The sequence below is a fragment of the Thaumasiovibrio clandestinus genome, assembly GCF_047250365.1.
Classification (GTDB): domain Bacteria; phylum Pseudomonadota; class Gammaproteobacteria; order Enterobacterales; family Vibrionaceae; genus Thaumasiovibrio.
In genome coordinates this window covers 50871-76153 of record NZ_JBLBVL010000009.1, presented here as the reverse complement: position 1 = coordinate 76153, position 25283 = coordinate 50871, and the positions used below count along the sequence as shown (strand labels likewise).

The window sequence follows — 25283 nt, the reverse complement described above, 5'->3', positions numbered from 1 at the left end:
ATTCCGTGCCGACACTATCTCAATTCATTATTTATTAATCGCAAACTGGGTTCCAATCCGCTCACCATTAAACAAGGCCGCCAATTTGTCTGGACTATGCCAAGTCGCGACCTCTACCGATTTACCTAATGTTTTCGCTGCCTCAAATGCAGCCTGCACCTTAACGATCATCCCGTCACGAATCACCCCACCTTCAATCAGTGCATTCGCTTGTGGCTCCGTCAAAGCATCAATTAACTCGCCGTTACCATCCAGCACGCCTTTAACATCGGAGAGCAAAACAAGATCGGCATTCAACGTCGCCGCAACAGCTACCGCCGCCTGATCCGCATTTACATTCATTAACTGCCCAGCATTATCCAACCCAATCGAGCTGATAATGGGTAGGTAACCTTCTACAAGCAAGCACTGCAACAATGCCCCGTTACCTGGCGCAGCTTGGCCCACTGCGCCTAGCGTTTCATCAAGGGGGCTAACTTGGCATAGGCCACCATCGGCCAAACTCAGGCCAATCGCCGCCACCTTCGAGCGAACGGCTTGGCCAAGCAAGAGCTTATTGGCCGTTCCAGCCAATGCCCCAGCGATATAGCCAATTTGATCAAATGGCGTCACTCGCAAACCTTGCTTCTTAACCGTAGGAAGTTGCAATTTTTCCATGAGTTCATCAACTAAGTACCCGCCGCCATGAAGAAGTACTAACGGGCGACCCGATGCAACTTGATACGCGGCAATGGCATCAAACAAGCGTTGTAATGTCTCAGAGTCGGACAATACTGCTCCACCCAATTTAATCACTAAAGGTGACGATTCCATCCTACAACTCCTAAATTAGTGCTGTCTCTTCAGCAAAGCCAAACCGCAAATTTAAGCACTGCATCGCCTGACTTGATGCTCCTTTCAATAGATTATCGATGGCTGACGTCAAAATAATGTGCTGTCCAGAAACTGACCAGCCAATATCACAGAACGGGGTTCTTTCTACGTCCTGAATGCGCGCCATCGTGGCAGGGAGTAAACGTACAAAGGGTTTATCGGCATAGGCCGCCTGCATTGCTTGTTCGATCTCTTTTGCTGTTACATCCGCTGCCAGCTTCGCTGTAATCGTGGCCAATATTCCACGCTTAAAATTGCCTAAATGTGGCGTAAATATCACCGACTGAGACAAGTGGTGACTGATTTCTGGTTGGTGGCGATGACTAAACACCCCGTAGGCATGCAAGCTTACTTCACAAAAGCTGTTGGTCATTGAAGCTTTTCGTCCTGCGCCTGAAACACCACTCACAGCATTAATCACGGGCCACTGCTCAGCATCGATTAACCCGCCACTTATCAAAGGACGCAACGCCAGTTGCGATGCGGTCGGATAACACCCTGGCACTGCCACTAGTTGAGCGTTTTCAATTTCTCTCGCATGCCATTCGGCTAATCCATATACCGCTTTTTCTAACCAATCTGCATATTGATGCTCAAAGCCGTAATAATCAGTAAAAAAACTCTGCTCTGGCACGCGGTACGCACCTGAAAGATCAAACACCGTACAACCCTCGGCCAAGTATTGCGGCGCTAATGCATGGCTGACTTCATGTGCTGTTGCCAGAAATACCACATCGACACCTTGAGCACTGGCTGCCACGTCCGTTAACGGCATGACCGGACGTTCAACGATGCCGCGCAGTTGACCGTGTAAATCCGCCAATGATTTTCCGGCGTCAGCGCTATTGGCTGAGACGTACACCCCGCTCAACATGAGCCCTGGATGGCGTTCGACCATCACCGCTAGTTCAGCCCCAGTGTATCCGCTCCCCCCGACAATAATGGTTTGCAACGGAGAGGAAACTCGAGATGTCATGTGCATAAATATTTAAAGCCTTTTCAATTACTATTTTTTAAAAGCGACAAAGAATCATGAAAACAGTGCGAATAACCAAACCCAAAGCGAAGACCAATACCACACATCAATCAGCTAGCGCTATAATTATCCAGAAAATCATCCAAGAGAGGTATCAAATGTACCACCTCACGCTCAAGTCAATAGTTATTCACTTGCCGTGAATTGTTATTTTTACCTTAGCGTGCATAAAGTGTCAACAAATGGGCTATATTTATTCAGTCATATTGATAATTAGGATGGTTAAAACGTTATCGACTCTGCAAACAAATCGCTTCTGCGACAATAACAACGAGCAGGACGTTAAGATGCCAGCGCTTCGCTTTCGGGCACAGGATCGGGTGCATAACTGGCGTTTAATCGACTAAAAAATAGCCGTTTTACAGAACAATTGAATGATAGAGGTCAATGATGTGTGGTTTTTTTACAGACATATTCAACTCCATTTGACCTGACTACCGGTTCATGGCTAGATTACGTACAGGATTTTACAATTTAATTTGTAACAAAATTACGAGATGGATGCATTATGAAGGAAAAATACAGTGCATTGCGCAGCAATGTCAGCATGCTTGGCCACCTGCTAGGTAACACGATCAAAGAAGCCCACGGTGATGAACTTCTCGCGAAAGTGGAAGCAATTCGTAAACTATCAAAGTCTGCACGAGCAGGCAGCGAGGACGATCGTCAACTGCTGATCACTGAGCTGCAAAACCTATCCGACGGTGAGCTATTGCCTGTCGCTCGTGCATTTAGCCAATTCTTAAATCTTACCAATATAGCAGAGCAGTACCACACTATCTCACGCCATTGCGATGAGCATATCTGCAGCCCTGACTCCATCGATACGCTTTTCGAAAAGCTTGATGACAAAAACATCAGCCAACTCGATACCATTGAAGCTGTGCGAGACCTTAAGATTGAGCTGGTACTCACCGCGCACCCAACGGAAATAGCAAGACGTACCACTATCCATAAGCTGGTACAGATCAATAAGTGCCTATCGAAACTAGAACTGTCTGAAATCTCACCAGCAGAGCGAGCAAAAACCGAATCCCGCCTAGAGCAGCTCATTGCACAGATGTGGCATTCAGATGTTATTCGCCAACAACGTCCAACACCATTGGATGAGGCCAAATGGGGCTTTGCGGTTATCGAAAACTCTGCTTGGCAAGCCGTGCCAGAGTTCTTACGTCAATTTGATGAGAAATTACACCAGCATTTAGGCGAAGGGTTACCGATTGATGCCGCACCAGTACTCTTCTCCTCATGGATGGGGGGCGATCGTGATGGCAACCCATTTGTAACCGCAGACGTGACGCGAGAAGTGATGCTTCTATCGCGCTGGAAAGCCGCAGATCTCTTCCTTACGGATATTCAAGAGTTGGTTAGCGAGCTGTCAATGGTAAAATGCAACGACACCGTTCGCCAGCTTGCTGGCGATGAGCACGAAGCTTACCGTGCTATTGTGAAGACGTTGCGTGCTCAGTTGACTTTAACTCGTGATGTCATGGAGGCACGAATTAATGGTGATGTTGAGCCTGTGGGTGAGATCATCACTACCGAAGCACAGCTTTGGGAGCCGCTCTTTGCCTGTTATGAATCTCTGCATGAATGTGGCATGGGAATCATCGCCGATGGTCACTTGTTGGATGTTCTACGTCGAGTCAAATGTTTTGGTGTTCACCTCGTACGCTTAGACATTCGCCAAGAAAGTACCCGTCACTCTGATGTCATCTCTGAGCTTACGCGTTATCTCGGGCTTGGTGATTATGATCAATGGAATGAGCAGGACAAAGTTGCCTTCCTTGTTAAAGAGCTCTCTTCTAAGCGTCCACTGCTACCTCGTGATTGGCAACCCAGCCAAGAGGTTCAAGAGGTTATTGACACTTGTCGCATCATTGCCAAACAGCCTCGCGAAGCACTGGGTGCCTATGTCATTTCAATGGCCCGCACTGCGTCCGATGTCCTTGCCGTTCACCTATTGCTACAAGAAGCGGGTTGCCCATTCCGTTTGGATGTTTGTCCGCTATTCGAAACACTTGACGATCTCAATAACGCAGAAGCCGTCATTAACCAGCTGCTAAACATCGACTGGTACCGTGGCTTTATTCAAAACCACCAGATGGTGATGATCGGTTATTCAGATTCAGCCAAAGATGCCGGGGTTATGGCCGCGGGTTGGGCACAATATACTGCCATGGAAGCGTTGGTTAATGTCTGTGAACAAGCCGGCGTCGAGCTCACCTTGTTCCACGGTCGTGGTGGCACGGTAGGACGCGGCGGTGCTCCTGCACATGCCGCACTGCTATCTCAGCCACCACAAAGCCTAAAAGGTGGCTTACGTGTCACTGAACAAGGAGAGATGATCCGCTTTAAATTTGGCTTGCCTGACGTGGCGGTTAACAGCTTTAGCTTGTATGCCAGTGCAATCTTGGAGGCCAACTTACTACCACCTCCTGCGCCCAAGCAAGAGTGGCGAGATCAAATGGACGCACTATCTGAAATCTCTTGCGATGCATACCGCAACATCGTGCGTGGTGAAGCTGATTTCGTTCCATACTTCCGCTCAACCACCCCTGAGCTGGAATTGGGTAAATTACCTTTAGGCTCACGCCCTGCAAAACGCAACCCTAACGGGGGTGTAGAGAGCTTACGCGCCATTCCATGGATTTTTGCATGGAGCCAAAACCGCTTAGTTCTTCCTGCTTGGCTAGGTGCCGGAGAAGCGATTCAAGCATCCGTTGCACAAGGTCATCAAGCCCTCATGGAACAGATGTGTCGAGAATGGCCTTTCTTCTCTACCCGCTTGGGCATGCTGGAGATGGTCTACACCAAAACCAATCAAACCATCAGCAAGTACTACGATCAGCGCCTGGTTGATCAATCGCTGTGGCCACTCGGTGAGCGCTTGCGTCAGCAACTAAGTAACGATATTCAAGCCGTATTGGCCGTGGAAAACAGCGATAACCTCATGGCAGAAAACCCATGGGGGAAAGAGGCGATCCGTTTACGAAACATTTATGTTGAGCCACTCAATATGTTACAAGCAGAGCTTCTCTATCGTTCCCGTCAACAAGAAGAGTTGGCGCCACAAATGGAAGAAGCCTTAATGGTGACAATTGCGGGTATTGCCGCTGGCATGCGCAATACTGGCTAATCATCACATCATAAGCAGCCCATTATCAGCCGCAACTCTGTTGCGGCTTTTTTTTATGGATAAAAGTTGTAATTAAGATGGAGTAAAAGTTGGCCTTTCCGATTGTGTATCATATTTATGACACTGCAACCTATGCCTTATGCGCTTAACTAGTGATGTGCAGTTCGGTTATTTGCATCTAGTTGCAATTAGTAACAGGTGCAGATTTAAACATTTCTGTACATGTCTGCATGAATGTACAATTTATGAGCTCGAAGTGCATAACATACCATACTGACAGGCATTTGAAATTAGTCACTGATGACGTTAATTATGCTGATTTATACTGTCGTTGTATCGTTTTTATTGAATTTGATGCTATGCTACCCGCCTTCACTTGGGCAGTGCAACTTGATACTGATAAGCGCCGTTAGAGCGATGGATAATGTCCGACCTAGGTGAGCGTATGTAGTTCTTGAAACGGATAGAATAAAATGTCATTACCACACGTCATCTTAACTGTGCTTAGCAATCGCGATGCAACAGGTTACGATATCACAAAAGAGTTTTCACACAGCATCGGCTATTTTTGGAAAGCGAGCCACCAGCAAGTTTACCGCGAGCTGAATAAAATGGCGACCAACGACTTGGTCACCTGCGAATTGCAGCCACAAGAAGGTAAACCTGATCGCAAGGTCTATTCAATTACTGAATTAGGTCGTCACTCACTATTTGAGTGGTTCCAAGAGCCAGTGCGTAATCCAACCATTCGTGACGAGTTATCCGCCAAGCTATTGGTTTGTAGCGTGTATAACTCAATGCCAATGCAGGAGCATATCCTCGGATTAATTGAAGAAACTCAAACGTTGCTAAACCACTACCGTGGGCTTGAGCAACAGCATTTTGCGGATCCTTCCGCATTAGATCGTCAAGCACGCCTTGATCGCCTGACCTTGCGCCGCTGTATTATCAACAGTGAAGCATGGGTCTCTTGGGCAGAAGAGGTAGTGTCGGAACTGAATGCAATGGACAGTGAACAAAGCACTGTCGCACTTTAACGGTGAGCAGTAACGCATTTATTTGCTAGGCTAAGACGTTACTCGCAATCTATTAAAAGGGCACCTGATTGGTGCCCTTTTTTATGTCTTTGCGGCTGGCAAATTACGCTAACTGTTCTCTCACCCCTAAGGTATGACATAACGCGTAAGTCATTTCCGCTCTATTTAAAGTATAAAAGTGAAAATCTTTTACACCTTCGCGGCTCAATACTCGCACCATATCAATCGCATTGCTGGCACCCACCAGTTGCCGTGTTAACAAATCACCATCCAAGCCTTCGTACTGCTTGCTCATCCACCCTGGTACCCTAACATTATTCGCCTCAGCAAATCGGCGTGCCTGTTTCATGTTTGAGACTGGCAGAATACCCGGAATAATCTCCGCTTCAATGCCAGCTGCTGCACAGCGATCTCGAAAGCGCAAGTAGCTTTCAATATCAAAGAAAAATTGCGTAATGGCTCGACTGGCCCCTGCATCTATTTTACGCTTTAAATTCAATAAATCAGCCTGTGCACTGCTCGCTTCAGGGTGAACCTCTGGATACGCGGCAACTGAGATATCAAAATCAGCTTCTTCTTTTAGTAGTGCCACCAAGTCAGCTGCATACATGTCCGGCTTAACGCCTGCTGCTGGCAGGTCACCGCGCAATGCAACAATATGGCGGATACCATTAGCCCAATAGTCACGAGCGATACTGCGCAGTTCATCGCGTGTCGCATCAATGCAGGTTAGGTGAGGAGCCGCCTCCAAACCCGTTGATTCTTTTATCTCTTTAATAATTGAGTGCGTTCGGTCCCGCTCTCCAGAGTTGGCACCATAGGTGACAGAAACGAACTTAGGCTTCAGGCTCTTAAGACGATGTATTGAACTCCATAGGGTCTGCTCCATCTTTTCACTGCTGGGCGGAAAAAACTCAAAAGAGATATTTATGCGCCCATCCAAATCAGCAATATTCTGATTTAACGCATCCAATTGACTAGCGTGTGTATAACCCATCGTGAAATTCCTTTTCTTGCCTCTATTTTATAACGCTAACGCACTACACACACGTTTAGACGTCTATATGTCCAAAGAATCGCGTGAATCGTCGCCAATGTCAATGCGATTAACATGAATTATTTTCATATTGAACGTGAAAAAAGGCCATGTCGGCTTTTCTCGACTGACAACGCGAGTCACGCTCATAATAATGCAGCCAATCGATTCAAGTCAGACTGCAAAGCCCCTGCCGTCACCTCTCGTCCCGCTCCAGGGCCACGAATAACCAGCGGGTTATCTCGATACCACTCACTTTCTATCGCAAAAATATTATCGCAAGGTAATAGGTTTGCGAGTGCATCATTCTCTGCTAATGCTTCGATTCCCACTCTGGCTTTTCCATTGCGATCTAAACGCGCGACGTAACGCAAAACTTGCCCATTGCTACTCGCTTTTAAACATCGCTCAGCCAAAATGGCGTTCAGCACATCTGCCTGCTCAAAAAAGTCATCAACGCGCCCATCTCTCAGCGCTTCGGGCACTAATGATTCGACGGTGACCTGCTCTGGTTCAATATCAAGCCCTGCTTCTCGAGCCAAAATAACCAGTTTACGCATCACGTCACTGCCATCCAGATCTGCGCGAGGATCAGGTTCTGTCAATCCTTGCTGCCAAGCTTGCTCCACCAAATGGGAGAATGGCACGCTGCCATCAAACTGTTCAAACAACCAAGATAAGGTGCCTGAAAAAATGCCCGATAATGCAATAATGCGATCACCACTTTCGAGTAAATCACGCACCGTGTGGTTTATAGGAAGCCCTGCACCTACCGTTGCATTGTAGAGCCAATGTCGGCCCGTCTTAGCAAAGCCATCTTGAACCAAGGCATAATCGGATTTAGAAGCAGACCCAGCCACCTTATTCGCAGAAATGAGGTGCATGCCTAGTGCCGCGATTTCCGGATAACGACGAGCTAATACATGGCTTGCTGTCACATCCAAGACAACCATCTCATCATAATCCAACCCTGCAAGCCCAGAGAACAGAGATTCGTCCGCATAGGCTTTTGCTTCATCAATGAAGCGTTCTGCCACTCCAGCAGCGTCAATGCCTTGTCCATCAATCCACGCCAACTTGCTATCGACCACCGCCACCAATGAGAAGCGCTTGCCGTAACGGCGTGACAAAATCGCTTGCTGTCGAGAAAATAGTTTTAACCATTCGCTACCAATATTGCCATTGCCACATAAAACCAAGCCAATGTGTTTTTGTGCTTGGAATAGTGTGGAATGTAATGCTGGAAGTAATGCCTTTGGCAATGCACCGCGAACCACCGCAACCAAGCTTAGAGCGAGTTCAGATTCAGCAAAAAACTCGACGGGCAAGGCTTTTAGTTGCTGCATGAAACCGTGGCAATGGACGGGGTTCGACGTCACTCCGGATCCAACCGCTGCTACGACACTGAAGCCCTCTCTTAAACGAATTTGAGACGCTAGCGAAGCTTGCTGCAATACTGTCATGACACTGCCGATCACCTCATCGGTATACGCCAACTGCACCAACCCTTTATCCTCACTCGCGAAGCTGGCCAGCGGCTGCAGTTGTTGACGTTGCAAATACCCATCAATCTCATGCCACGCTAACGCAAAATCGTGTGTGCGCTCAATCGTTAACTCTAACAGCGAAACATCATCAAGAGAGGTGACAATTTTAGCGCCACGCCCCGCCGCTAAGACTCGCTCAACACGGGTTGATCCAGATTCTGGTTGTGAGCTACAACGCAGTGTTAGGTCCAGTGCGCTCTGTGAAACAGGCTGTAATGTGCGACTATGTAACACGGGTGCTGCCAATCGTGCCAATTCATTGGCTTCATCAAGACGCAATAGAGGCAGCAAGCAGGCATCACTGACTTTTCGTGGATCCGCGCTATAAACGCCAGCGACATCGCTCCAAATCGTCACGCGTTCAACGCCAGCCAGTGCACCAAGTACAGTGGCAGAGTAGTCTGAGCCATTGCGCCCCAACAGCACGGTCTCTTCAGCCGCATTTTGTACCATAAACCCGGTAATAACGATGCGACGCTCAGGATGCTGTGCCAATGTTGTTTGGACCAAAGGCCATGATAATGCGCTGTCAACTTCTGGTTGAGCCGCTCGCTCAGCGCGCAATACCGTGCGAGAATCAATCGCAACCGCTGGCATTTGCTGCTGGTTAAGTAATGCTGTTAATAAACGTGCTGACCAAACCTCTCCAAACCCTTGAATATGACTCTGTTGGTCTAGGGTTAAAGGATTTTCACCCCATAGAGCAATCTGGCGAATATCACTAGATAGGCGATCTAATAAGGAAGCATCAGACGGTAGCAAGCCTTGGATCAAGGTCTGTTGATATTGACGAATGTGCATCAACGTTTCATGTGCCAAACGCCCGTCTTGCTCGCAATAAGAAATAAATTCCAGCAGTTGATTTGTTGTCTCTCCCGCAGCGGACACCACAACCAAATCTTCTTGGGTAGAGTAGTTTCGCAATAACTCCACGACACGCTGATAACAACTAACATCCGCAAGGCTGCTGCCGCCAAACTTATGCAACTGACGTTGTTTATTCATTATGCCCCCTCTCTAGGCGAGCAAACGCTTGCTGCAAGTCGGCAACTAAATCACGGCTATCTTCCAGCCCGACCGATAAACGCAATAAGCCAGCCCCTATACCTGCCTCTCTTTGTGCTTCATCAGACATCGCTCGATGTGTCATGCTACTCGGGTGACAAATTAACGACTCAACCCCGCCTAACGACTCCGCCAATGAGAAGTGCTGTAGTGCGTGAAGAAACGTCTTCAGCTCTTCCTCCGTCGCACTCAGTTCAAAGCTCAACATGGCACCAAACCCTGTTTGTTGCTTTGCGGCAATATCATGACCAGGGTGAGCAGGCAAACTAGGATGATATAAGGCACTAACACGCTCTTGATGCTGCAGGCAGTCGAGGACCGCTTGACAGTTTTCCTCATGCATTCGCATTCTCGGCACCAAGGTGCGCAACCCTCGCAAGGTTAAATAGGCATCAAATGCGCCGCCAGTCGCTCCGATACAGTTACCCCACCAACGCAGCGTTTCTATTTGCTGCTCATCACGCGCGACCAATGCGCCACCGATAACGTCAGAATGACCATTAAGGTACTTGGTCGTCGAGTGAACAACAAAATCAGCGCCTAATGTTAATGGCCGTTGCCAGACAGGGCTCAAGAAAGTGTTATCCACCACCACCAACGCGCCAATTTCACGGGCTTTTTTACAAACTTTCTCAATATCTACGATGCGTAGCAAGGGGTTTGATGGCGTTTCAAGCCAAATTAATGCTGGCTTGGCTTGGAGTGCTTGCTCAAACGCATTGTCGTCGTACTGATCGACAAATTGAAGCTGGAAGTCGCCTTTCTGCGCTCGGCTATTAAACAACCGATAAGTGCCTCCATAACAGTCATGCGGAGCAAGTATCAAATCATCAACTCCCAGTAAGGCTGAAATTAATAAGTTGATCGCAGACGTGCCACAGTTTGTTACGACAGCCCCTGCACCACCTTCCAGTTGGGCAATCGCATCACCAACCAGATCGCGGGTAGGATTACCACCACGAGAATAATCATACTCTGGCACTTCACCCAGTTGGGTAAACCCGTAATTCGTGGTTAAATAGATTGGAGGAACGACCGCATTGTATTGACTGTCTGATTCAATACCGGTTCGCACAGCGATCGTCGCCAGTTGCTTGTCACTCATAAACTCATCCTTGTTTCAGTAACCTGCGCATTTCTTTATTATCACAGATTGCAAACGTAAACCCTTATACCACCTTACTGCGTACGCAGTGAGACGTCAACACTTCTAGACGTCTATATGTCTTTGCTTATGGCAGTAAAAGCAGCTAAAATTCCCCTTATACATCTTTCAACAATTTTAATATCGCTGGCTAAGTAGGTGCAGAATGACGAAGTGGAATGGTGAATACATCAGCCCATATGCAGAGCATGGTAAAAAAAATGAGCAAGTAAAAAAGATTACAGTCTCAATTCCATTGAAAGTATTAAAGATTCTGACAGATGAACGAACCCGTCGTCAGGTTAATAATCTGCGTCACGCGACCAACAGTGAACTTCTGTGTGAAGCTTTTTTGCATGCCTATACGGGACAACCGCTACCAACGGATGACGACATTCGTAAAGATTCGCCAGACGACATTCCTGTTGAAGCTAAACGCATGATGGAAGAGTTGGGCATTGCATTCGAAGAACTCACCGAAGAGTAAATCTTTTCGAACAAAAAAAACCAGCCACACGGCTGGTTTTTTTGGCTCCAAATTAGGGTTAATCTAATTAGGCTTCCATATAGTTTGCTGGCATCTCAATTCGTGCAACACCAGACTCAACTGCCGCAACGGCCACCGCTTTGGCCACACGTGACAGCAAACGCGGGTCCATCGGTTTTGGAATAATATACTCAGGGCCGAAGCTTAATGCTTCAACGCCAGCGGCATCCAATACCGCCTGCGGTACTGGCTCTTTCGCTAACAAACGAATCGCCTCAACCGCCGCTAGCTTCATCTCATCATTGATCACCTGCGCTCGCACATCTAGTGCACCACGAAACAGGAATGGAAAACACAGAACATTGTTAACCTGATTTGGGTAATCAGAGCGTCCTGTCCCCATAATAAGGTCACTACGCACTGCATGTGCCAACTCTGGCTTAATCTCTGGATCAGGGTTTGAACAAGCAAAAACAACCGGCTTATCAGCCATTAGCTTCAATGCTTCTGGTGGCAACAAGTTTGGTCCCGAGACACCAACAAAGATATCAGCGCCATCAATAACGTCTTCCAACGTACGCTTATCTGTATTGTTGGCAAACAACTGCTTATATTCATTCAGATCATCCCGACGCGTATGAATAACCCCTTTACGATCGAGCATATAAATGCGTTCGCGTTGTGCGCCACACTTGATCAGCAGTTCCATACACGCAACCGCTGCGGCTCCCGCCCCCAAACAAACAATGCGCGCTTCTTTGAGTGATTTTCCTTGTAACTCAAGCGCATTCAACATTCCAGCCGCAGTAACGATCGCTGTACCGTGCTGATCATCATGGAAAACTGGCACCTGACAACGTTCAATAAGACGGCGCTCAATCTCAAAGCAGTCAGGGGCTTTAATGTCTTCAAGGTTGATCCCGCCAAACGTATCGGCAATATTGGCTACGGTATCAACGAATTCATCAATTGTGCGATGCTTTACTTCAATATCAATCGCATCAAGGCCAGCAAAACGCTTAAATAGAAGCGCCTTACCTTCCATTACGGGCTTGGATGCCATCGGGCCCAAGTTACCTAACCCTAAAATCGCCGTTCCATTCGAAATAACAGCAACCATATTTCCTTTCGCTGTATATTTATAAACATTATCCGCATCTTGAGCGATTTCTCGCACGGGCTCTGCGACGCCTGGACTATAAGCCAATGCCAAATCAATAGCAGTGTCAGCCGGTTTGGTTAGTTCCACCGAAATTTTTCCCGGTGTTGGATAGGCATGATAGTGCAATGCCTGCTGGCGAAGATCGTCAGACATAGTGGTGATTTTCCTGATTATTTGTCGCAATGACGGAACATGCGCAAATCATAAGCCATCTAAGATAAAAAATCCCACCCTGCGTGCTACAAGAGGATGATTTTTTGCTTGCGGTGCACAATATCGCCAAATTCCAAGCATAAAAAAAGGTTGCCGAAGCAACCTTTTTCCGAATCTGTGCAGCAATTACTTGCTTGAAAGTGCACCGAAACGCTTTTTGAACTTGTCAACACGGCCGCCGGTATCAACGATACGTTGCTTACCAGTGTAGAATGGGTGGCACTTGTCACATACGTCCAGGTGAATTTCGCCTTTTTTCAACGTTGAGTTGAAAGCGAAAGTGTTGCCGCAAGAACATTTTGCGTTTACGGCTTTGTATTCTGGGTGAATACCTTGTTTCATGGGAAAACCTCAATGTGAAGTCCGCGTCGCTCTCCCGATCCAAAGCCGGGCACCACACGTCGTTAATAAATGTTCATCGCTACGAAATTGCAACAATGAATTCAGGCGGCGTATAGTAATCTATCACCTGTCTTAGTTCAACTAAATGTGTTGTTTTTTTCCCCATGCTCTAACTAGAATGTGCCGTCTACTGGCTCCTGCTTTGCGTCCGTTGTACAGAGTGATTACACTAGAGCTGTCTTTAATCGGAGCCCTATAATGACCAATCCCCGCATTGCACGTGTCGCCTTACCTGTACCACTAGATAAGTGCTTTGACTATCAGCTCACCGAACAACAAACGGTCACCGTTGGTGGGCGAGTAAAAGTGCCATTTCAGCGCCGTGAACTTGTTGGGATTGTCACTGAGTTAGTGGATAGCTCCCCGTTTAAAAAGCTTAAAAAAGTGTCTGAGGTTCTGGATCAATGCCCAATCTTGCCCACACCGCTATACGAGCTTTTACAGTGGGCGAGCCAATATTACCAATACCCCTTTGGCGACACCGTCAGTCTGGCTCTGCCTGCTCTGCTGCGCAAGGGGGAACCTGCCAGCCATAAACCAATTAAGCGCTGGGCGTTAAGTTCTGAAGGACAAGAGCAAAACCCAACCATTGTTGCTCAACGCGCACCAAAGCAAGCGCAGGTATTGGCTTTGTTACAACATGGAGCACGACCCCATAGCGAATTACTCGCCGACAGTGTTTCCCATGCTACGTTAACGGCTATGTCAAAAAAAGGTTGGGTTATCAATCACACCCATATACCGCAGCGGCAACAGTGGTCAACCGATGTCACGCAAGAGAAACCACAACTAAATACCGAACAAGCATTGGCCGTGGCTAGCATTAATGCTGGGCAAGGCTACCATTGCTACCTACTCGATGGCATTACGGGTTCAGGCAAAACCGAAGTGTACCTTAATGTGATTGAACCCATCTTAGCAGCCCGTAAACAGGTACTCATCCTAGTGCCTGAAATTGGCCTTACCCCACAAACGATCTCGCGCTTTCAGCGTCGCTTTGCCGGCATTCCTCTCTCTGTGGTCCACTCTGGCCTCTCTGACAGTGAACGACTGACAGCATGGCTCGCTGGCCGAGAACATGAAGCCGGCATTATTATTGGCACTCGGTCTGCGCTCTTCACCCCGTTTGCAGCCCTTGGAATGATCATCATCGATGAAGAGCACGACGCTTCTTACAAGCAACAAGACACCCTGCGCTACCATGCACGAGATCTGGCCGTTATGCGGGCAAGCAAGGAGCAGATCCCGATCATTCTCGGCTCTGCTACCCCTTCTTTAGAGTCACTGTATAACGCACAGCAAAGCAAGTATCACCACCTAACTCTTAGTCAGCGAGCCGGTAAAGCCAGTACCGCTCGCCATGGTATCGTGGATATTAAAAATCAATACCTTGAAGGGGGGTTATCCGCTTCTTTGATTGCCGAAATGCGCAAGCACATCAATGCCGGCAACCAGGTTCTGCTCTTTCTTAACCGACGCGGTTATGCTCCCGCTCTTCTATGCCATGCCTGTGGCTGGATTGCGGACTGTCCGCGCTGTGATACCCACTATACCTATCACGCCCAGAGTAAAGAGCTGCGCTGCCATCACTGTGCGACCCAACGCCCACTCATGCCACAATGCCAATCATGCGGGTCTACCCAACTCGTTACTGCAGGTGTTGGAACCGAGCAACTAGAGCAGCATCTCGCCTCGTTATTTCCACAACAAAAAACGATTCGTATCGACCGCGACAGCACACGACGCAAAGGCAGTTTAGAACAGTACTTAGATGCGATTCATGCCGGCGAATACCAAATACTGATCGGCACGCAAATGCTCGCCAAAGGTCACCATTTTCCGAACGTCACCTTGGTTGCGCTGCTAGACGTTGACAGTGCCCTATTTAGTAATGACTTTCGTGCGCCAGAACGCCTTGCTCAACTACTGGTTCAAGTGGCTGGACGTGCAGGGCGAGCCAGTAAGCCAGGCGAAGTCCTGTTGCAAACCCATCACCCTGAGCACCCCCTGCTTCACACTCTGCTACATCAGGGGTACAACCACTTTGCCCTGCACGCACTAAGAGAACGGCAGCAAACCGCACTGCCACCCTATCGCTATCTGGCCATGATCCGTGCGGAGGCCAACAATGATGACCTGACGGCGGCTTTTCTGTATCAAGTTAGACAGTTATTACTGGCCAGCCCTGTCTATTCACCTGACATTGAAGTTCTGGGCCCCAACCCAGCACCTTTGGCTCGCCGAGCAGGACGCTACCGCTGGCAGTTATTGGTGCAAGCACCTACTCGGCGCATGCTACAACAGTTGTTATCCATCGCTCGTCCTGCCATCAATGTCCTCCCCGATAGTAAAAAAGTTCGCTGGACGCTCGATGTCGAACCACAAGAGATGGTCTAGTTATATCGCCAACCCGAAGTCGCCTTGCATCACTCTCTTTGTAGCCATTTATTGTCGGTTTGTTTTCAATACTATTAATAATGATATCAATGAATTATTATTTTAGAGCGACCAATAAGTTAATAGGTATGTGAGGCACATCACTTTTTCTATGAAAAAACAATCAGACAAACGGTGTCTAATAGTCAAGCATGAGCATAGAATAGATAATGATTCTAAGGCTTTAGATTCTAGGCGTAATGACTAATCTGTTTTCATCGGTTCATTGATTTCTTGTCGCTACGCCTGCAAGACTTTGGCAATGCTAGCTGATGACTTGTTTTGAGTTGTCCTATTGCTGAACACGAGAGAAATATAACGAGGATTAATGTTATGGCGACAATGAAGGATGTTGCCCAGCTTGCCGGAGTTTCTACCGCGACTGTTTCGCGGGCATTGATGAACCCGGAAAAAGTGTCGGCCTCTACACGAAGAAAAGTTGAGCAGGCAGTCATGGAAGCCGGGTACTCCCCTAACTCACTCGCACGCAATCTGCGACGCAATGAGTCTAAGACTATCGTGGCGATCATTCCCGACATCTGTGACCCTTATTTCACTGAAATTATTCGTGGCATCGAAGAAGCTGCGATGGAAAACGGCTATTTGGTGTTACTGGGCGATAGTGGACAACAAAAACAACGTGAAAGCTCATTTGTCAATTTGGTCTTCACCAAACAGGCTGATGGGATGCTTTTACTTGGTACGCAACTCCCCTTTGATGTCAGTAAACCGGAGCAGAAGAACCTTCCACCTTTAGTGATGGCGTGTGAGTACGCCCCTGAACTAGAGCTACCAACGGTGCACATTGATAACCTCACTGCCGCATTTGAAGCGGTGAATTACCTAACCCAAATGGGGCATAAGCACATCGCTCAAATCACTGGCCCTAGCGATGCTCCATTATGTGAATTTCGCACCCAAGGCTACCAACAAGCGTTACGTCGAGGAGGTATTACCCTTAATCCGGCCTATACCGTACAGAGTGATTTCTCTTTTGCATCCGGCGCACGCGCTGTGACATCGCTACTGTCGCTTCCTGAACCGCCTACCGCTATTTTTTGCCATAATGACGTCATTGCTATCGGTGCAATGCAACAAGCCAAACGCTTGGGTGTACGTGTGCCACAAGAGCTCTCTATCGTTGGCTTTGATGATATCCAGTTTGCTGAGTACTGTGACCCACCACTCACCACTGTCTCTCAACCTCGTTATGAAATTGGCCGCCAGGCAATGCAAATGTTGCTACAACTTCTTAAAGGAGAAGAGGTACAGTCTGGTTCCGTATTGTTAGATGCGAAGTTGGTTATTCGTGAAAGTGCGGCACCACCACCACAATAGTGGCGACTTCTTATCAGTTTTTTATAGGAATGTTGCTCCTGCCCTAGTCAGTGCAGGAGCAAGTTTGTACTATATTGCCCAACTAAGATCATGACAAACGAATAATTGTGGCAAGCAGAGATTACGTTAAACGCGGTAAGGGAAAAAAGAAACCATCACGCCGTCAACCCACATCCAATACCCCATTCCCTATAAAGTGGGCCATTATCGCTGCCGGATTAGTCAGCGCATTAGGCTATGGGCTCTATTTTCTATCCACAACCCCTGCATCTGAGCCCGTCGCAACCAGCACCACAGCGCCGACTCAATCAAAGACACAGGACAACAAACCCACTGAAAAACCGGCTGACAAGTCTGCAACATCAGCCAGCAAGCCCCTTCCACCAAAACCCGAAGAAGAGTGGCAGTATATGGAGTTGCTCGAAAATAGGACGGTTGAAGTTGAGAAAAAGGCCCCTCAGGCTCCGACTCGGCCATATCTAATGCAGTGTGGTGCTTATCGCCAAAGCGCTCCTGCTGAAGAACGTAAAGCGATGATCGCCTTTCAAGGTCTAACCAGTGAAGTGCGAGTGAGTGAAGGTGAAAATGGTCAATGGCACCGAGTTGTACTCGGCCCCTACGACCGAAAACGTGATGCTGAGCGCGATCGTAACCAATTACGTCGAGCTGGTATCGAACCCTGCGCAATTTGGTACTGGGACTAGCCTAAATCATATTCATTCCCCGCAAACAAAAAGCAGCACTACGCTGCTTTTTTAATGCTTGAAAAGCACAGACTTCATCCCCAGATAAAGAGCATGGCTTTTATGGCATCACATTGCCAACATAACAATGAGGTTCACCGTGACAACTATCGTATCTGTTCGCCGCGACAACAAAGTGGTCATTGCAGGAGACGGTCAGGTCTCACTCGGCAATACCGTAATGAAAGGTAATGCCCGTAAAGTACGCCGACTCTACAATAATAAAGTACTGGCAGGGTTTGCTGGCGGTACTGCTGATGCATTCACCCTATTTGAGCGCTTTGAACGCAAGCTAGAAATGCACCAAGGCCACCTCACTAAAGCAGCAGTTGAACTTGCCAAAGATTGGCGCACCGATCGCTCTCTGCGTCGCCTTGAGGCGCTGTTGGCTGTCGCTGATGAAACGGCCTCTCTGATCATCACGGGTAATGGCGACGTCGTTCAGCCAGAGAACGACCTCATCGCAATTGGCTCTGGTGGCAACTTTGCTCAAGCCGCAGCTATCGCACTACTCGAAAACACCGAGCTAGACGCTCGCACAATTGCAGAAAAAGCACTGACTATCGCAGGTGATATTTGTGTCTTCACCAATCAAAGCCACACTGTCGAAGAACTTGAAATAAAATAACAGGATGCAGCATGTCTGAAATGACCCCCCGCGAAATCGTTCACGAACTTGATCGTCATATTATTGGTCAAGACAAAGCCAAACGCGCAGTGGCAATTGCCCTGCGTAACCGCTGGCGTCGTATGCAGCTTAGCGATGAGCTGCGTCCAGAAGTTACCCCAAAAAATATCTTGATGATCGGCCCGACCGGCGTTGGTAAAACCGAAATAGCTCGACGCCTTGCCAAGCTGGCCAATGCCCCATTCATTAAAGTAGAAGCCACCAAGTTCACCGAAGTGGGCTATGTGGGCAAAGAAGTTGAAACTATTATTCGTGATCTAACGGATGTGGCCATGAAAATGACCCACCAACAAGCCACTGAGAAAGTACGCTTTCGCGCTGAAGAGCAAGCAGAAGAACGCATTCTCGACGCGCTGCTGCCACCAGCACGTGATGCTTGGGGTAAGGCAGAAGAGAGTGATAGCAATTCCTCAACCCGTCAATCGTTCCGCAAGAAACTGCGCGAAGGCAAGTTAGATGATAAAGAAATCGATATTGACGTGGCTGCGCCACAAGTCGGTGTCGAAATTATGGCCCCTCCAGGCATGGAAGAGATGACCAATCAGCTGCAGGGGCTATTTCAGAACCTCTCTGGTGGAAGTGAAAGTAAAAAGCGCAAAATGAAAATTAAAGATGCGCTAAAGCTGGCAACCGAAGAAGAAGCTGCCAAACTGGTTAACCCTGAAGAGCTCAAAGAGCAAGCAATCTACGCGGTCGAAAATAACGGTATCGTCTTTATCGATGAGATCGATAAAATCTGTAAGCGCGGTGATGTATCAGGTCCAGACGTGTCCCGTGAAGGGGTGCAACGAGATTTGCTGCCATTAATCGAAGGCTCGACGGTTACGACCAAGCACGGCATGGTAAAAACGGATCACATTCTATTTGTCGCATCGGGGGCATTCCAGGTTGCTAAACCGTCTGACTTGATCCCTGAACTACAGGGGCGTTTACCAATCCGTGTTGAATTAGAGGCACTTAGCAGCGGCGACTTCAAACGCATTTTAACCGAGCCGAAAGCGTCTTTAACAGAGCAATACTCTGCCCTTTTAGAAACCGAAAGTGTCACTATCAGCTTTGATGAAAGCGGCATCAACCAAATTGCAGAAGCTGCTTGGCAAGTCAATGAAAGCACTGAGAACATCGGTGCTCGCCGCCTGCATACGGTAATGGAACGCCTAATGGAAGAGATTTCATTTGAAGCGACCGATAGAGCTGGCGATAGCATGCTCATCGACGAAGCCTATGTGAAAAAGCACCTTGGTGAGCTGGTGGCTGACGAAGATCTCAGTCGCTTTATTCTTTAACCGAGATGAAAGCGAATGCTAACCCAGTCAAACATGGCTGGGTTTTTTTGTTAGCACTACCGTTAATTTAGATTATCATTAGCGCGTGTTTATTATAACGATGAGTAATCATGTCCTCCTCCACCCTTGCTATTTGGCTTCATGCTGCACGACCTAAAACTTTGCCGCTGGCCATCGCCTCTATCGTTTGTGGCAGTGCTGTTGCTAACCTCGATAACCAGTTTTCACTAACCATCACTTTGTTAGCAATACTGACGGCTCTGCTGTTACAAATCTTATCCAATCTTGCTAACGATTATGGCGATACTGTAAAGGGCACGGACAACGACCAACGCCTTGGTCCTCGCCGTGGTCTGCAAACGGGCAGCATTAGTCTCAGTGCCATGAAAAAAGCGATCGCTTTAAATATTGCACTCACCGCTGGTAGTGGACTTACCTTGCTCCTGCTTGCCACCACTAATTTACAAGACCTACTCAGCTTTATTTTACTCGGCGCCTTCGCCATCATTGCCTCCATTGCCTATACCATGGGTGACAAGCCCTATGGTTACCGCGGATTAGGGGACCTCTCTGTACTGATCTTTTTCGGCTGGCTCGGCGTTGCTGGCACCTATTATCTACAAGTTGGCACTATCGATATGCTTATTTTATTGCCTGCGACAGCATGCGGCCTACTGGCTGTCGGCGTGCTCAACATTAACAACCTGCGTGATATCGATAACGACAAAGCATGTGGCAAGCATACACTGGTTGTTCGCATGGGACCCCGCTGGGGACGAGCCTATCACTTAGTGCTACTGGCTAGCGCAATGCTCTGTTTTGCCCTGTTTGCCCTTATTGAGCTCAAATCTGTCTATGGTTGGCTGTTTCTCTTCGCAGCACCGCTATTATTGCATCATGGCCGAGCAGTGTTTACCTCCAAAGATGGCGCTGCGTTACGTCCGATGATGCCAGTCATGGTAAAATGCGCCCTGTTAACCAATCTATTTTTTGCCGCAGGGGTCGTATTAACTTAATGTGATTCACCGATGCTAGCTTCTATGATTGCAATGCCTGACAAGAAAGTTATACTGAAACAAGATGATTTTTTAACCACAACAAGATGTTAGCTTATGCAATATAGTACTTCTGACTTATGCGACATTTTTCTCGACCAAGTAGATGTCGTGGAGCCAATGTTCAGTGCATTTGGTGGCCGAGGCGCCTTTAGTGGTCAAGTTACGACCATCAAATGCTTTGAGGACAACGGATTGATCCGCGAAACCCTAGAGCAGAATGGGGAAGGCCGAGTGCTGCTAATTGATGGTGGTGGTTCATTGCGCCGCGCCCTCATTGATGCAGAGTTAACACAATTAGCAACCGACAATGGATGGGAAGGACTTCTGGTCTACGGCAGCGTACGCCATGTCGAGGTTCTCGAAGAGTTTGATATCGGCTTGCATGCGCTTGCGTCCATTCCTGTCGGCGCTGATAATGGCACGGGTGGCGAAGTAGATGTTGCGGTTAACTTTGGTGGAGTAACTTTTCTACCCGAAGATTACGTTTATGCCGATCTCACCGGTGTGATTTTATCGCCTGAGCCATTAGAGATTGAGACCGACGACAGCGAAGAGTGATATCTTTCGGAAGGGCAGCACATCTAACATGAACTGCCCTCCCAATATATTCTAGGCTACTCAACCTCATCCATTTTACCCAACAGCGTGCGAATACGCGCTTGCCACTGTTGATGATCATCTCGTAGTTTTGCATTTTCGCTTTGTAACGCTTCGCGATCTTCACGCAGCGCAATAGCCTCTTCGCCTACTTGTGTGTTTTTTTCTTTTAGTTCTTCAATTTCCATTTGCAGTAAGGAAATTGTGTCGACAGCCATTTGCACTTTCGCTTCCAGCTTCTCTAGGATCTCAATTGACATAGTCTTCACCTTGTTATTATCGGCTTACGCCGAACATCATTGTACACGCACCTTTCTGGGCACTGACCCCTATTGTAACCAGCTAATGATACACGGCTACCCAATTCGTCATATTTATAATGTGAATGAGTGATTTTGCGCCAATTTTTACTCAATCCTGACGGGTTATTTCACCTCCGCTCTCTCTACCCCTCTGGAAAAAATGCCGTAAACCTCACGCAAAATACGCAAACGTTTCCTTAGCTGTGTTAAAATCGCGCCCAATTAATTGAGAACCTACTTTTTTATCTCGGAGTAACCATGAAACGCGACCTAGCGATGGCTTTTTCTCGTGTCACCGAAGGAGCTGCACTGGCTGGCCACAAATGGCTTGGCCGTGGCGATAAAAACGCGGCTGACCAAGCTGCTGTAGAAGTCATGCGCATCTTGCTAAATAAAACCGACATTGATGGCGAAATTGTCATTGGTGAGGGCGAAATCGACGATGCACCTATGCTATACATCGGTGAGAAAGTTGGTCTCGGTGGCGATGCGGTAGATATCGCGGTTGACCCTATCGAAGGCACGCGAATGACGGCAATGGGGCAGAACAACGCACTGGCTGTACTGGCTGCGGGCGAAAAAGGCTCTTTCTTAAAAGCGCCTGACATGTACATGGAAAAATTGGTCGTCGGCCCAGATGCATGCGGACATATCGATCTAAGTAAGTCACTCGAAGATAACCTTGTCGCTATTGCTAAAGCACTAGGCAAAACGTTACAAGAACTTGTTGTTATTACTTTAGCTAAGCCTCGCCATGATGATGTCATTGCTGAAATGCAGCGCTTGGGTGTACGTGTCTACGCCGTGCCAGATGGCGATGTTGCCGCGTCTATCCTTACCTGTATGCCAGACAGTGACGTTGATATTATGTACTGTATCGGCGGCGCACCTGAAGGGGTGGTTTCTGCTGCTGCTATTCGTGCGCTCGGCGGCGATATGCAAGGACGCTTACTTCCACGTCATGAAGTGAAAGGCGATTGCGAAGAAAATCGCCGTCTTGGTGAAGAAGAGATCAAACGTTGTACTGAAATGGGTATTGAAACCAATAAAGTACTGGCATTGGGTGACATGGCGCAAAGCGACAATGTTGTTTTCGCGGGTACCGGTATCACCAAAGGAGATTTGCTCGAGGGGATAACCCGCAATGGCAATATCGCAACGACAGAAACCTTACTGATCCGTGGCAAATGCCGCACTATCCGTCGCATCAAGTCAACACACTACCTTGATCGCAAAGATGATGGCGTGAAAGAGCAGGTGCTCTAAGCCTACCGTTTGGTGCAAGTCGCTCGGCTTGCACCGCTTAATGATTAAAAAGAAGTTGTCGCGCATTGACTTTTTTGGCTAAGCTTAGTTTATAAAGAAATAGCTTTACAAACTAACAGGTCAGCATGAAAACGATCGACAAAATTCTGCACTTCCTCAAACGCGAAGGGCAAGCCACCGCCAAGCAACTCTCTGCAGAGTTGTCGATGACCACCATGGGCGTACGCCAGCACTTACAAAGCTTAGAAAGTGAAGGTCTCATCAGTTTTTATGACCAACGCATTAAGGTCGGTCGCCCTACGAGGCATTGGAAATTAACCCAGCAAGGCCACCAGCACTTCTCCGATGGGCACAGCGAATTATCGATACAACTTCTCGATGCTGTGCAACAAACACTGGGGTCAACAAGCTTACAAACCGTTCTTCAAGCTCGGGAAGAAAACAGCTATCAAAAATATAAGACGGCGCTGATTAATTCCACCTCAATTACAGACAAAGTTCAAACACTGGCTAAACTTAGAGAGCAAGAAGGGTATATGGCAGAAATGATTGAATCTGCGCCTGGCCAGTATTTACTCATTGAAAATCACTGCCCTATCTGTAAAGCGGCACAAAATAACACCGCGCTGTGTCAATCTGAGTTAACCATCTTTCAGCGCCTTCTAGGCACCACCTGCACCGTTGACCGCATTGAGCATATCATTCAAGGTCAGCGACGTTGTGCTTATCGAATTACGGTCAACAACTGAGGAGAGCATATGGCTGATTGGATCCCTGCATTAGTTATTGAAAATCGTCACTGGAACAACGACCTATTCAGCTTGACGCTTGAGGCTAACATTGAGCCATTCAAAGCGGGTCAGTTCACTAAACTCGCCCTTGATATCGATGGCAAGCGGATTCAGCGTGCTTACTCATTTGTTAACCCACCGACAGAAAATCGCATTGAAGTCTATGCCACGCGTGTGGCAGATGGCCTTCTGTCACCTCGCTTACATGCCCTGTCGCCGGGCGACCAAGTTTGGGTGACTGCTAGAGCGAATGGTTTTTTTACTCTCGATGAAGTGCCTGATAGCAGTGTGCTGTGGATGATGGCAACGGGCACGGCACTAGGACCATTTCTCTCTATTTTGCGCGATGACATCGTGTGGCGACGCTTTCGCAAAGTGGTTTTAAACCATGCGGTTCGTTATGCTGCAGATCTGAGTTATCAAGGCGAGCTCAACGAACTAAAACAGCGTTATCCCGACCAGTTGATCATTCAGCCTTTTGCAAGCCGTGAACCCGTTCCCGGCGCCTTGAACGGTAGAATAACCCACGCCTTGGCTGATGGCTTGCTGGAACGAATGGTTGGGCTTGAACTGCGCGCAGACAACAGCCAGGTGATGATCTGTGGTAATCCACAGATGGTCAAAGACACCCTATCCGCGCTAGAGCAAAAAGGGTTAAGTAAAAATCTGCGTCGTTCACCTGGACAGATCACCATGGAGCATTATTGGTAAAAATATAAGTTATTGATACGTCCCGTCTCAATATTGAGACACAGCCCTGCTCGCACTCATGCCTACAATAATAGACACGACGTTTCTGCGAGGCAAAACAGTGGAGAAATTACCGCCATTTGATGAGCTAGTTGAGCTTGCCAAACACCATCCTGATAAGCTAGAAGCCTTGCGAGAACGTATGGTTAATTCGTTAATTTCGGAGGCGAGAGAAGAGGCTCAGCCGCGATTAAGAGCGCAGCAATACCACATCCAACAGGTTATTCAACGCGGTAAAAACCCCAACCATACCAACGTATTGTTATTAAAAGAGCTGCAAGCACAGCTTTATCGCCTCAGTCTGTCCATTAATGATCCCACCCAACTGCAACAACACACGGCATCAATCCATCAATTAAAACCTAGGTCAGAATAACCACACTAAGGCTGAGGCCGGGATTTACTTCATACTAACGCCCACCACAATGAATACCTGTCACTACGCTTGCAGTGCTTTGGTAAACGTCGCTTTATCCATATCTCGCATTTCGATGGTCAGGCTGAAGACAGCCCCTGCGTGATGACGTAAGACCCCCAGAAACTGTTCCGCTAAACGTTGTTTACTTTGTTCATCGCGTCCAGACAACAACGCAAAATCCACGTGAATGAAGTCGCAGCTATCTTCTCGTCTTCCAATTTGCCAATGGTGGCAAGGGTAACAGCGTGATTTAATTGCATCATCCTCAAACAGCGCACTCTGCAAACAAACTTGATGTAAGTCGTCCAACAACGCCGCTATATTGACTTGCTCGGCGACCGACTCTGAATATTCCATCACTAAATTTGGCATCCTGATTTCCTTACCCTGTAAGTTTGTGTCAATCTCGTTACATTAACACAGGCACGCACGACACTCCCTTTTAATGCGAATAGAATGATAAGCCAAG

Annotated in this window: 23 protein-coding genes; 14 read left to right on the top strand and 9 right to left on the bottom strand. The window is 47.8% G+C overall.

Going from position 1 to position 25283, the window contains the following annotated elements; all coding sequences use genetic code 11:
• Nucleotides 1-27: 27 nt before the first annotated feature.
• Nucleotides 28-813: an acetylglutamate kinase gene (gene argB, locus ACKLNH_RS13430; RefSeq protein ID WP_413112772.1), complete on the bottom strand. Its 786-nt coding sequence runs from the start codon at nt 811-813 to the stop codon at nt 28-30.
• Nucleotides 814-823: 10 nt separating this feature from the next.
• Nucleotides 824-1849: an N-acetyl-gamma-glutamyl-phosphate reductase gene (argC, locus tag ACKLNH_RS13425; protein ID WP_413112817.1), complete on the bottom strand. Its 1026-nt coding sequence runs from the start codon at nt 1847-1849 to the stop codon at nt 824-826.
• 568 nt (nt 1850-2417) lie between these two features.
• Between argC and ppc the strand changes: the two genes are divergently transcribed.
• Together ppc and ACKLNH_RS13415 are read left to right on the top strand one after the other, a co-directional pair.
• On the top strand, nt 2418-5048 hold the full coding sequence (gene ppc, locus ACKLNH_RS13420) for a phosphoenolpyruvate carboxylase (RefSeq protein ID WP_413112771.1): 2631 nt from the start codon (nt 2418-2420) through the stop codon (nt 5046-5048).
• A gap of 473 nt (nt 5049-5521) precedes the next feature.
• The gene (locus ACKLNH_RS13415) at nt 5522-6085 is read left to right on the top strand and encodes a PadR family transcriptional regulator (protein ID WP_413112770.1); all 564 of its coding nucleotides are present in this window, start codon (nt 5522-5524) and stop codon (nt 6083-6085) included.
• Between the two features lie 103 nt (nt 6086-6188).
• Here the strand turns inward: ACKLNH_RS13415 and metF are convergent, their stop codons facing one another.
• From metF to ACKLNH_RS13400, 3 genes are all read right to left on the bottom strand, one after another.
• Nucleotides 6189-7082 carry a methylenetetrahydrofolate reductase gene (gene metF / locus ACKLNH_RS13410; protein WP_413112769.1) on the bottom strand — a complete coding sequence of 298 codons (894 nt, stop codon included), beginning with the start codon at nt 7080-7082 and terminating at the stop codon, nt 6189-6191.
• 185 nt (nt 7083-7267) lie between these two features.
• On the bottom strand, nt 7268-9673 hold the full coding sequence (locus ACKLNH_RS13405; RefSeq protein ID WP_413112768.1) for a bifunctional aspartate kinase/homoserine dehydrogenase II: 2406 nt from the start codon (nt 9671-9673) through the stop codon (nt 7268-7270).
• On the bottom strand, nt 9666-10838 hold the full coding sequence (locus ACKLNH_RS13400) for an O-succinylhomoserine (thiol)-lyase (protein WP_413112767.1): 1173 nt from the start codon (nt 10836-10838) through the stop codon (nt 9666-9668). Before ACKLNH_RS13400 ends, ACKLNH_RS13405 begins: the two co-directional genes overlap by 8 nt.
• Nucleotides 10839-11043: 205 nt before the next feature.
• Here ACKLNH_RS13400 and metJ point away from each other — a divergent pair, with 205 nt between their 5' ends.
• Complete coding sequence (gene metJ, locus ACKLNH_RS13395) at nt 11044-11364, top strand: met regulon transcriptional regulator MetJ (protein WP_413112766.1); 321 nt, start codon at nt 11044-11046, stop codon at nt 11362-11364.
• 67 nt (nt 11365-11431) lie between these two features.
• Here metJ and ACKLNH_RS13390 read toward each other — a convergent pair whose 3' ends face one another.
• Complete coding sequence (locus tag ACKLNH_RS13390) at nt 11432-12679, bottom strand: malic enzyme-like NAD(P)-binding protein (protein ID WP_413112765.1); 1248 nt, start codon at nt 12677-12679, stop codon at nt 11432-11434.
• A 186-nt stretch (nt 12680-12865) separates the two neighbouring features.
• On the bottom strand, nt 12866-13081 hold the full coding sequence (gene rpmE, locus ACKLNH_RS13385) for a 50S ribosomal protein L31 (protein ID WP_413112764.1): 216 nt from the start codon (nt 13079-13081) through the stop codon (nt 12866-12868).
• A 258-nt stretch (nt 13082-13339) separates the two neighbouring features.
• Between rpmE and priA the strand changes: the two genes are divergently transcribed.
• The 7 genes from priA (at nt 13340) to rraA (ending at nt 21248) form a co-directional block, all read left to right on the top strand.
• Nucleotides 13340-15538 carry a primosomal protein N' gene (gene priA / locus ACKLNH_RS13380; RefSeq protein WP_413112763.1) on the top strand — a complete coding sequence of 733 codons (2199 nt, stop codon included), beginning with the start codon at nt 13340-13342 and terminating at the stop codon, nt 15536-15538.
• 372 nt (nt 15539-15910) lie between these two features.
• Nucleotides 15911-16915, top strand: a complete 1005-nt coding sequence (cytR, locus tag ACKLNH_RS13375; RefSeq protein WP_413112762.1) for a DNA-binding transcriptional regulator CytR — start codon at nt 15911-15913, stop codon at nt 16913-16915.
• 107 nt (nt 16916-17022) lie between these two features.
• Nucleotides 17023-17619, top strand: a complete 597-nt coding sequence (locus ACKLNH_RS13370) for an SPOR domain-containing protein (protein WP_413112761.1) — start codon at nt 17023-17025, stop codon at nt 17617-17619.
• 139 nt (nt 17620-17758) lie between these two features.
• The gene (gene hslV, locus ACKLNH_RS13365) at nt 17759-18286 is read left to right on the top strand and encodes an ATP-dependent protease subunit HslV (protein WP_413112760.1); all 528 of its coding nucleotides are present in this window, start codon (nt 17759-17761) and stop codon (nt 18284-18286) included.
• 11 nt (nt 18287-18297) lie between these two features.
• Nucleotides 18298-19632, top strand: coding sequence for an ATP-dependent protease ATPase subunit HslU (hslU, locus tag ACKLNH_RS13360; protein ID WP_413112759.1), 1335 nt, complete (start codon nt 18298-18300; stop codon nt 19630-19632).
• 110 nt (nt 19633-19742) lie between these two features.
• The gene (locus tag ACKLNH_RS13355) at nt 19743-20648 is read left to right on the top strand and encodes a 1,4-dihydroxy-2-naphthoate polyprenyltransferase (protein ID WP_413112758.1); all 906 of its coding nucleotides are present in this window, start codon (nt 19743-19745) and stop codon (nt 20646-20648) included.
• A 96-nt stretch (nt 20649-20744) separates the two neighbouring features.
• Nucleotides 20745-21248, top strand: a complete 504-nt coding sequence (gene rraA / locus ACKLNH_RS13350; RefSeq protein ID WP_413112757.1) for a ribonuclease E activity regulator RraA — start codon at nt 20745-20747, stop codon at nt 21246-21248.
• Nucleotides 21249-21304: 56 nt separating this feature from the next.
• On the opposite strand, the gene zapB is transcribed toward rraA, so the two are convergent.
• A complete protein-coding gene (gene zapB, locus ACKLNH_RS13345; protein ID WP_413112756.1) occupies nt 21305-21547 on the bottom strand; it encodes a cell division protein ZapB in 243 nt (80 codons plus the stop codon).
• 300 nt (nt 21548-21847) lie between these two features.
• Here zapB and glpX point away from each other — a divergent pair, with 300 nt between their 5' ends.
• The 4 genes from glpX to ACKLNH_RS13325 all read left to right on the top strand — a co-directional run bounded on the left by glpX (nt 21848) and on the right by ACKLNH_RS13325 (nt 24772).
• On the top strand, nt 21848-22855 hold the full coding sequence (gene glpX / locus ACKLNH_RS13340; RefSeq protein WP_413112755.1) for a class II fructose-bisphosphatase: 1008 nt from the start codon (nt 21848-21850) through the stop codon (nt 22853-22855).
• Nucleotides 22856-22980: 125 nt separating this feature from the next.
• The gene (locus tag ACKLNH_RS13335) at nt 22981-23604 is read left to right on the top strand and encodes a helix-turn-helix transcriptional regulator (RefSeq protein WP_413112754.1); all 624 of its coding nucleotides are present in this window, start codon (nt 22981-22983) and stop codon (nt 23602-23604) included.
• Between the two features lie 9 nt (nt 23605-23613).
• Nucleotides 23614-24357: an FAD-binding oxidoreductase gene (locus ACKLNH_RS13330; protein WP_413112753.1), complete on the top strand. Its 744-nt coding sequence runs from the start codon at nt 23614-23616 to the stop codon at nt 24355-24357.
• A gap of 100 nt (nt 24358-24457) precedes the next feature.
• Entirely contained in the window at nt 24458-24772 is a 315-nt protein-coding gene (locus ACKLNH_RS13325) for a DUF3135 domain-containing protein (protein ID WP_413112752.1), read from the top strand.
• A gap of 63 nt (nt 24773-24835) precedes the next feature.
• On the opposite strand, the gene ACKLNH_RS13320 is transcribed toward ACKLNH_RS13325, so the two are convergent.
• Entirely contained in the window at nt 24836-25186 is a 351-nt protein-coding gene (locus ACKLNH_RS13320; protein ID WP_413112751.1) for a 5-carboxymethyl-2-hydroxymuconate Delta-isomerase, read from the bottom strand.
• Between the last annotated feature and the right edge of the window lie 97 nt (nt 25187-25283).

Bases quoted from the DNA above. Each gene is read 5' to 3' on its own strand.
- ACKLNH_RS13400 (WP_413112767.1), bottom strand. From the start codon at position 10,838: ATGAGTGACAAGCAACTGGCGACGATCGCTGTGCGAACCGGTATTGAA.
- metF (WP_413112769.1), bottom strand. From the start codon at position 7,082: ATGGGTTATACACACGCTAGTCAATTGGATGCGTTAAATCAGAATATT.
- hslU (WP_413112759.1), top strand. From the start codon at position 18,298: ATGTCTGAAATGACCCCCCGCGAAATCGTTCACGAACTTGATCGTCAT.
- ACKLNH_RS13320 (WP_413112751.1), bottom strand. From the start codon at position 25,186: ATGCCAAATTTAGTGATGGAATATTCAGAGTCGGTCGCCGAGCAAGTC.
- glpX (WP_413112755.1), top strand. From the start codon at position 21,848: ATGAAACGCGACCTAGCGATGGCTTTTTCTCGTGTCACCGAAGGAGCT.
- ACKLNH_RS13335 (WP_413112754.1), top strand. From the start codon at position 22,981: ATGAAAACGATCGACAAAATTCTGCACTTCCTCAAACGCGAAGGGCAA.
- argC (WP_413112817.1), bottom strand. From the start codon at position 1,849: ATGACATCTCGAGTTTCCTCTCCGTTGCAAACCATTATTGTCGGGGGG.
- ACKLNH_RS13330 (WP_413112753.1), top strand. From the start codon at position 23,614: ATGGCTGATTGGATCCCTGCATTAGTTATTGAAAATCGTCACTGGAAC.
- priA (WP_413112763.1), top strand. From the start codon at position 13,340: ATGACCAATCCCCGCATTGCACGTGTCGCCTTACCTGTACCACTAGAT.
- ACKLNH_RS13390 (WP_413112765.1), bottom strand. From the start codon at position 12,679: ATGTCTGACGATCTTCGCCAGCAGGCATTGCACTATCATGCCTATCCA.
- zapB (WP_413112756.1), bottom strand. From the start codon at position 21,547: ATGTCAATTGAGATCCTAGAGAAGCTGGAAGCGAAAGTGCAAATGGCT.
- ppc (WP_413112771.1), top strand. From the start codon at position 2,418: ATGAAGGAAAAATACAGTGCATTGCGCAGCAATGTCAGCATGCTTGGC.
- rraA (WP_413112757.1), top strand. From the start codon at position 20,745: ATGCAATATAGTACTTCTGACTTATGCGACATTTTTCTCGACCAAGTA.
- ACKLNH_RS13405 (WP_413112768.1), bottom strand. From the start codon at position 9,673: ATGAATAAACAACGTCAGTTGCATAAGTTTGGCGGCAGCAGCCTTGCG.
- cytR (WP_413112762.1), top strand. From the start codon at position 15,911: ATGGCGACAATGAAGGATGTTGCCCAGCTTGCCGGAGTTTCTACCGCG.
- rpmE (WP_413112764.1), bottom strand. From the start codon at position 13,081: ATGAAACAAGGTATTCACCCAGAATACAAAGCCGTAAACGCAAAATGT.
- ACKLNH_RS13355 (WP_413112758.1), top strand. From the start codon at position 19,743: ATGTCCTCCTCCACCCTTGCTATTTGGCTTCATGCTGCACGACCTAAA.
- metJ (WP_413112766.1), top strand. From the start codon at position 11,044: ATGACGAAGTGGAATGGTGAATACATCAGCCCATATGCAGAGCATGGT.
- argB (WP_413112772.1), bottom strand. From the start codon at position 813: ATGGAATCGTCACCTTTAGTGATTAAATTGGGTGGAGCAGTATTGTCC.
- ACKLNH_RS13415 (WP_413112770.1), top strand. From the start codon at position 5,522: ATGTCATTACCACACGTCATCTTAACTGTGCTTAGCAATCGCGATGCA.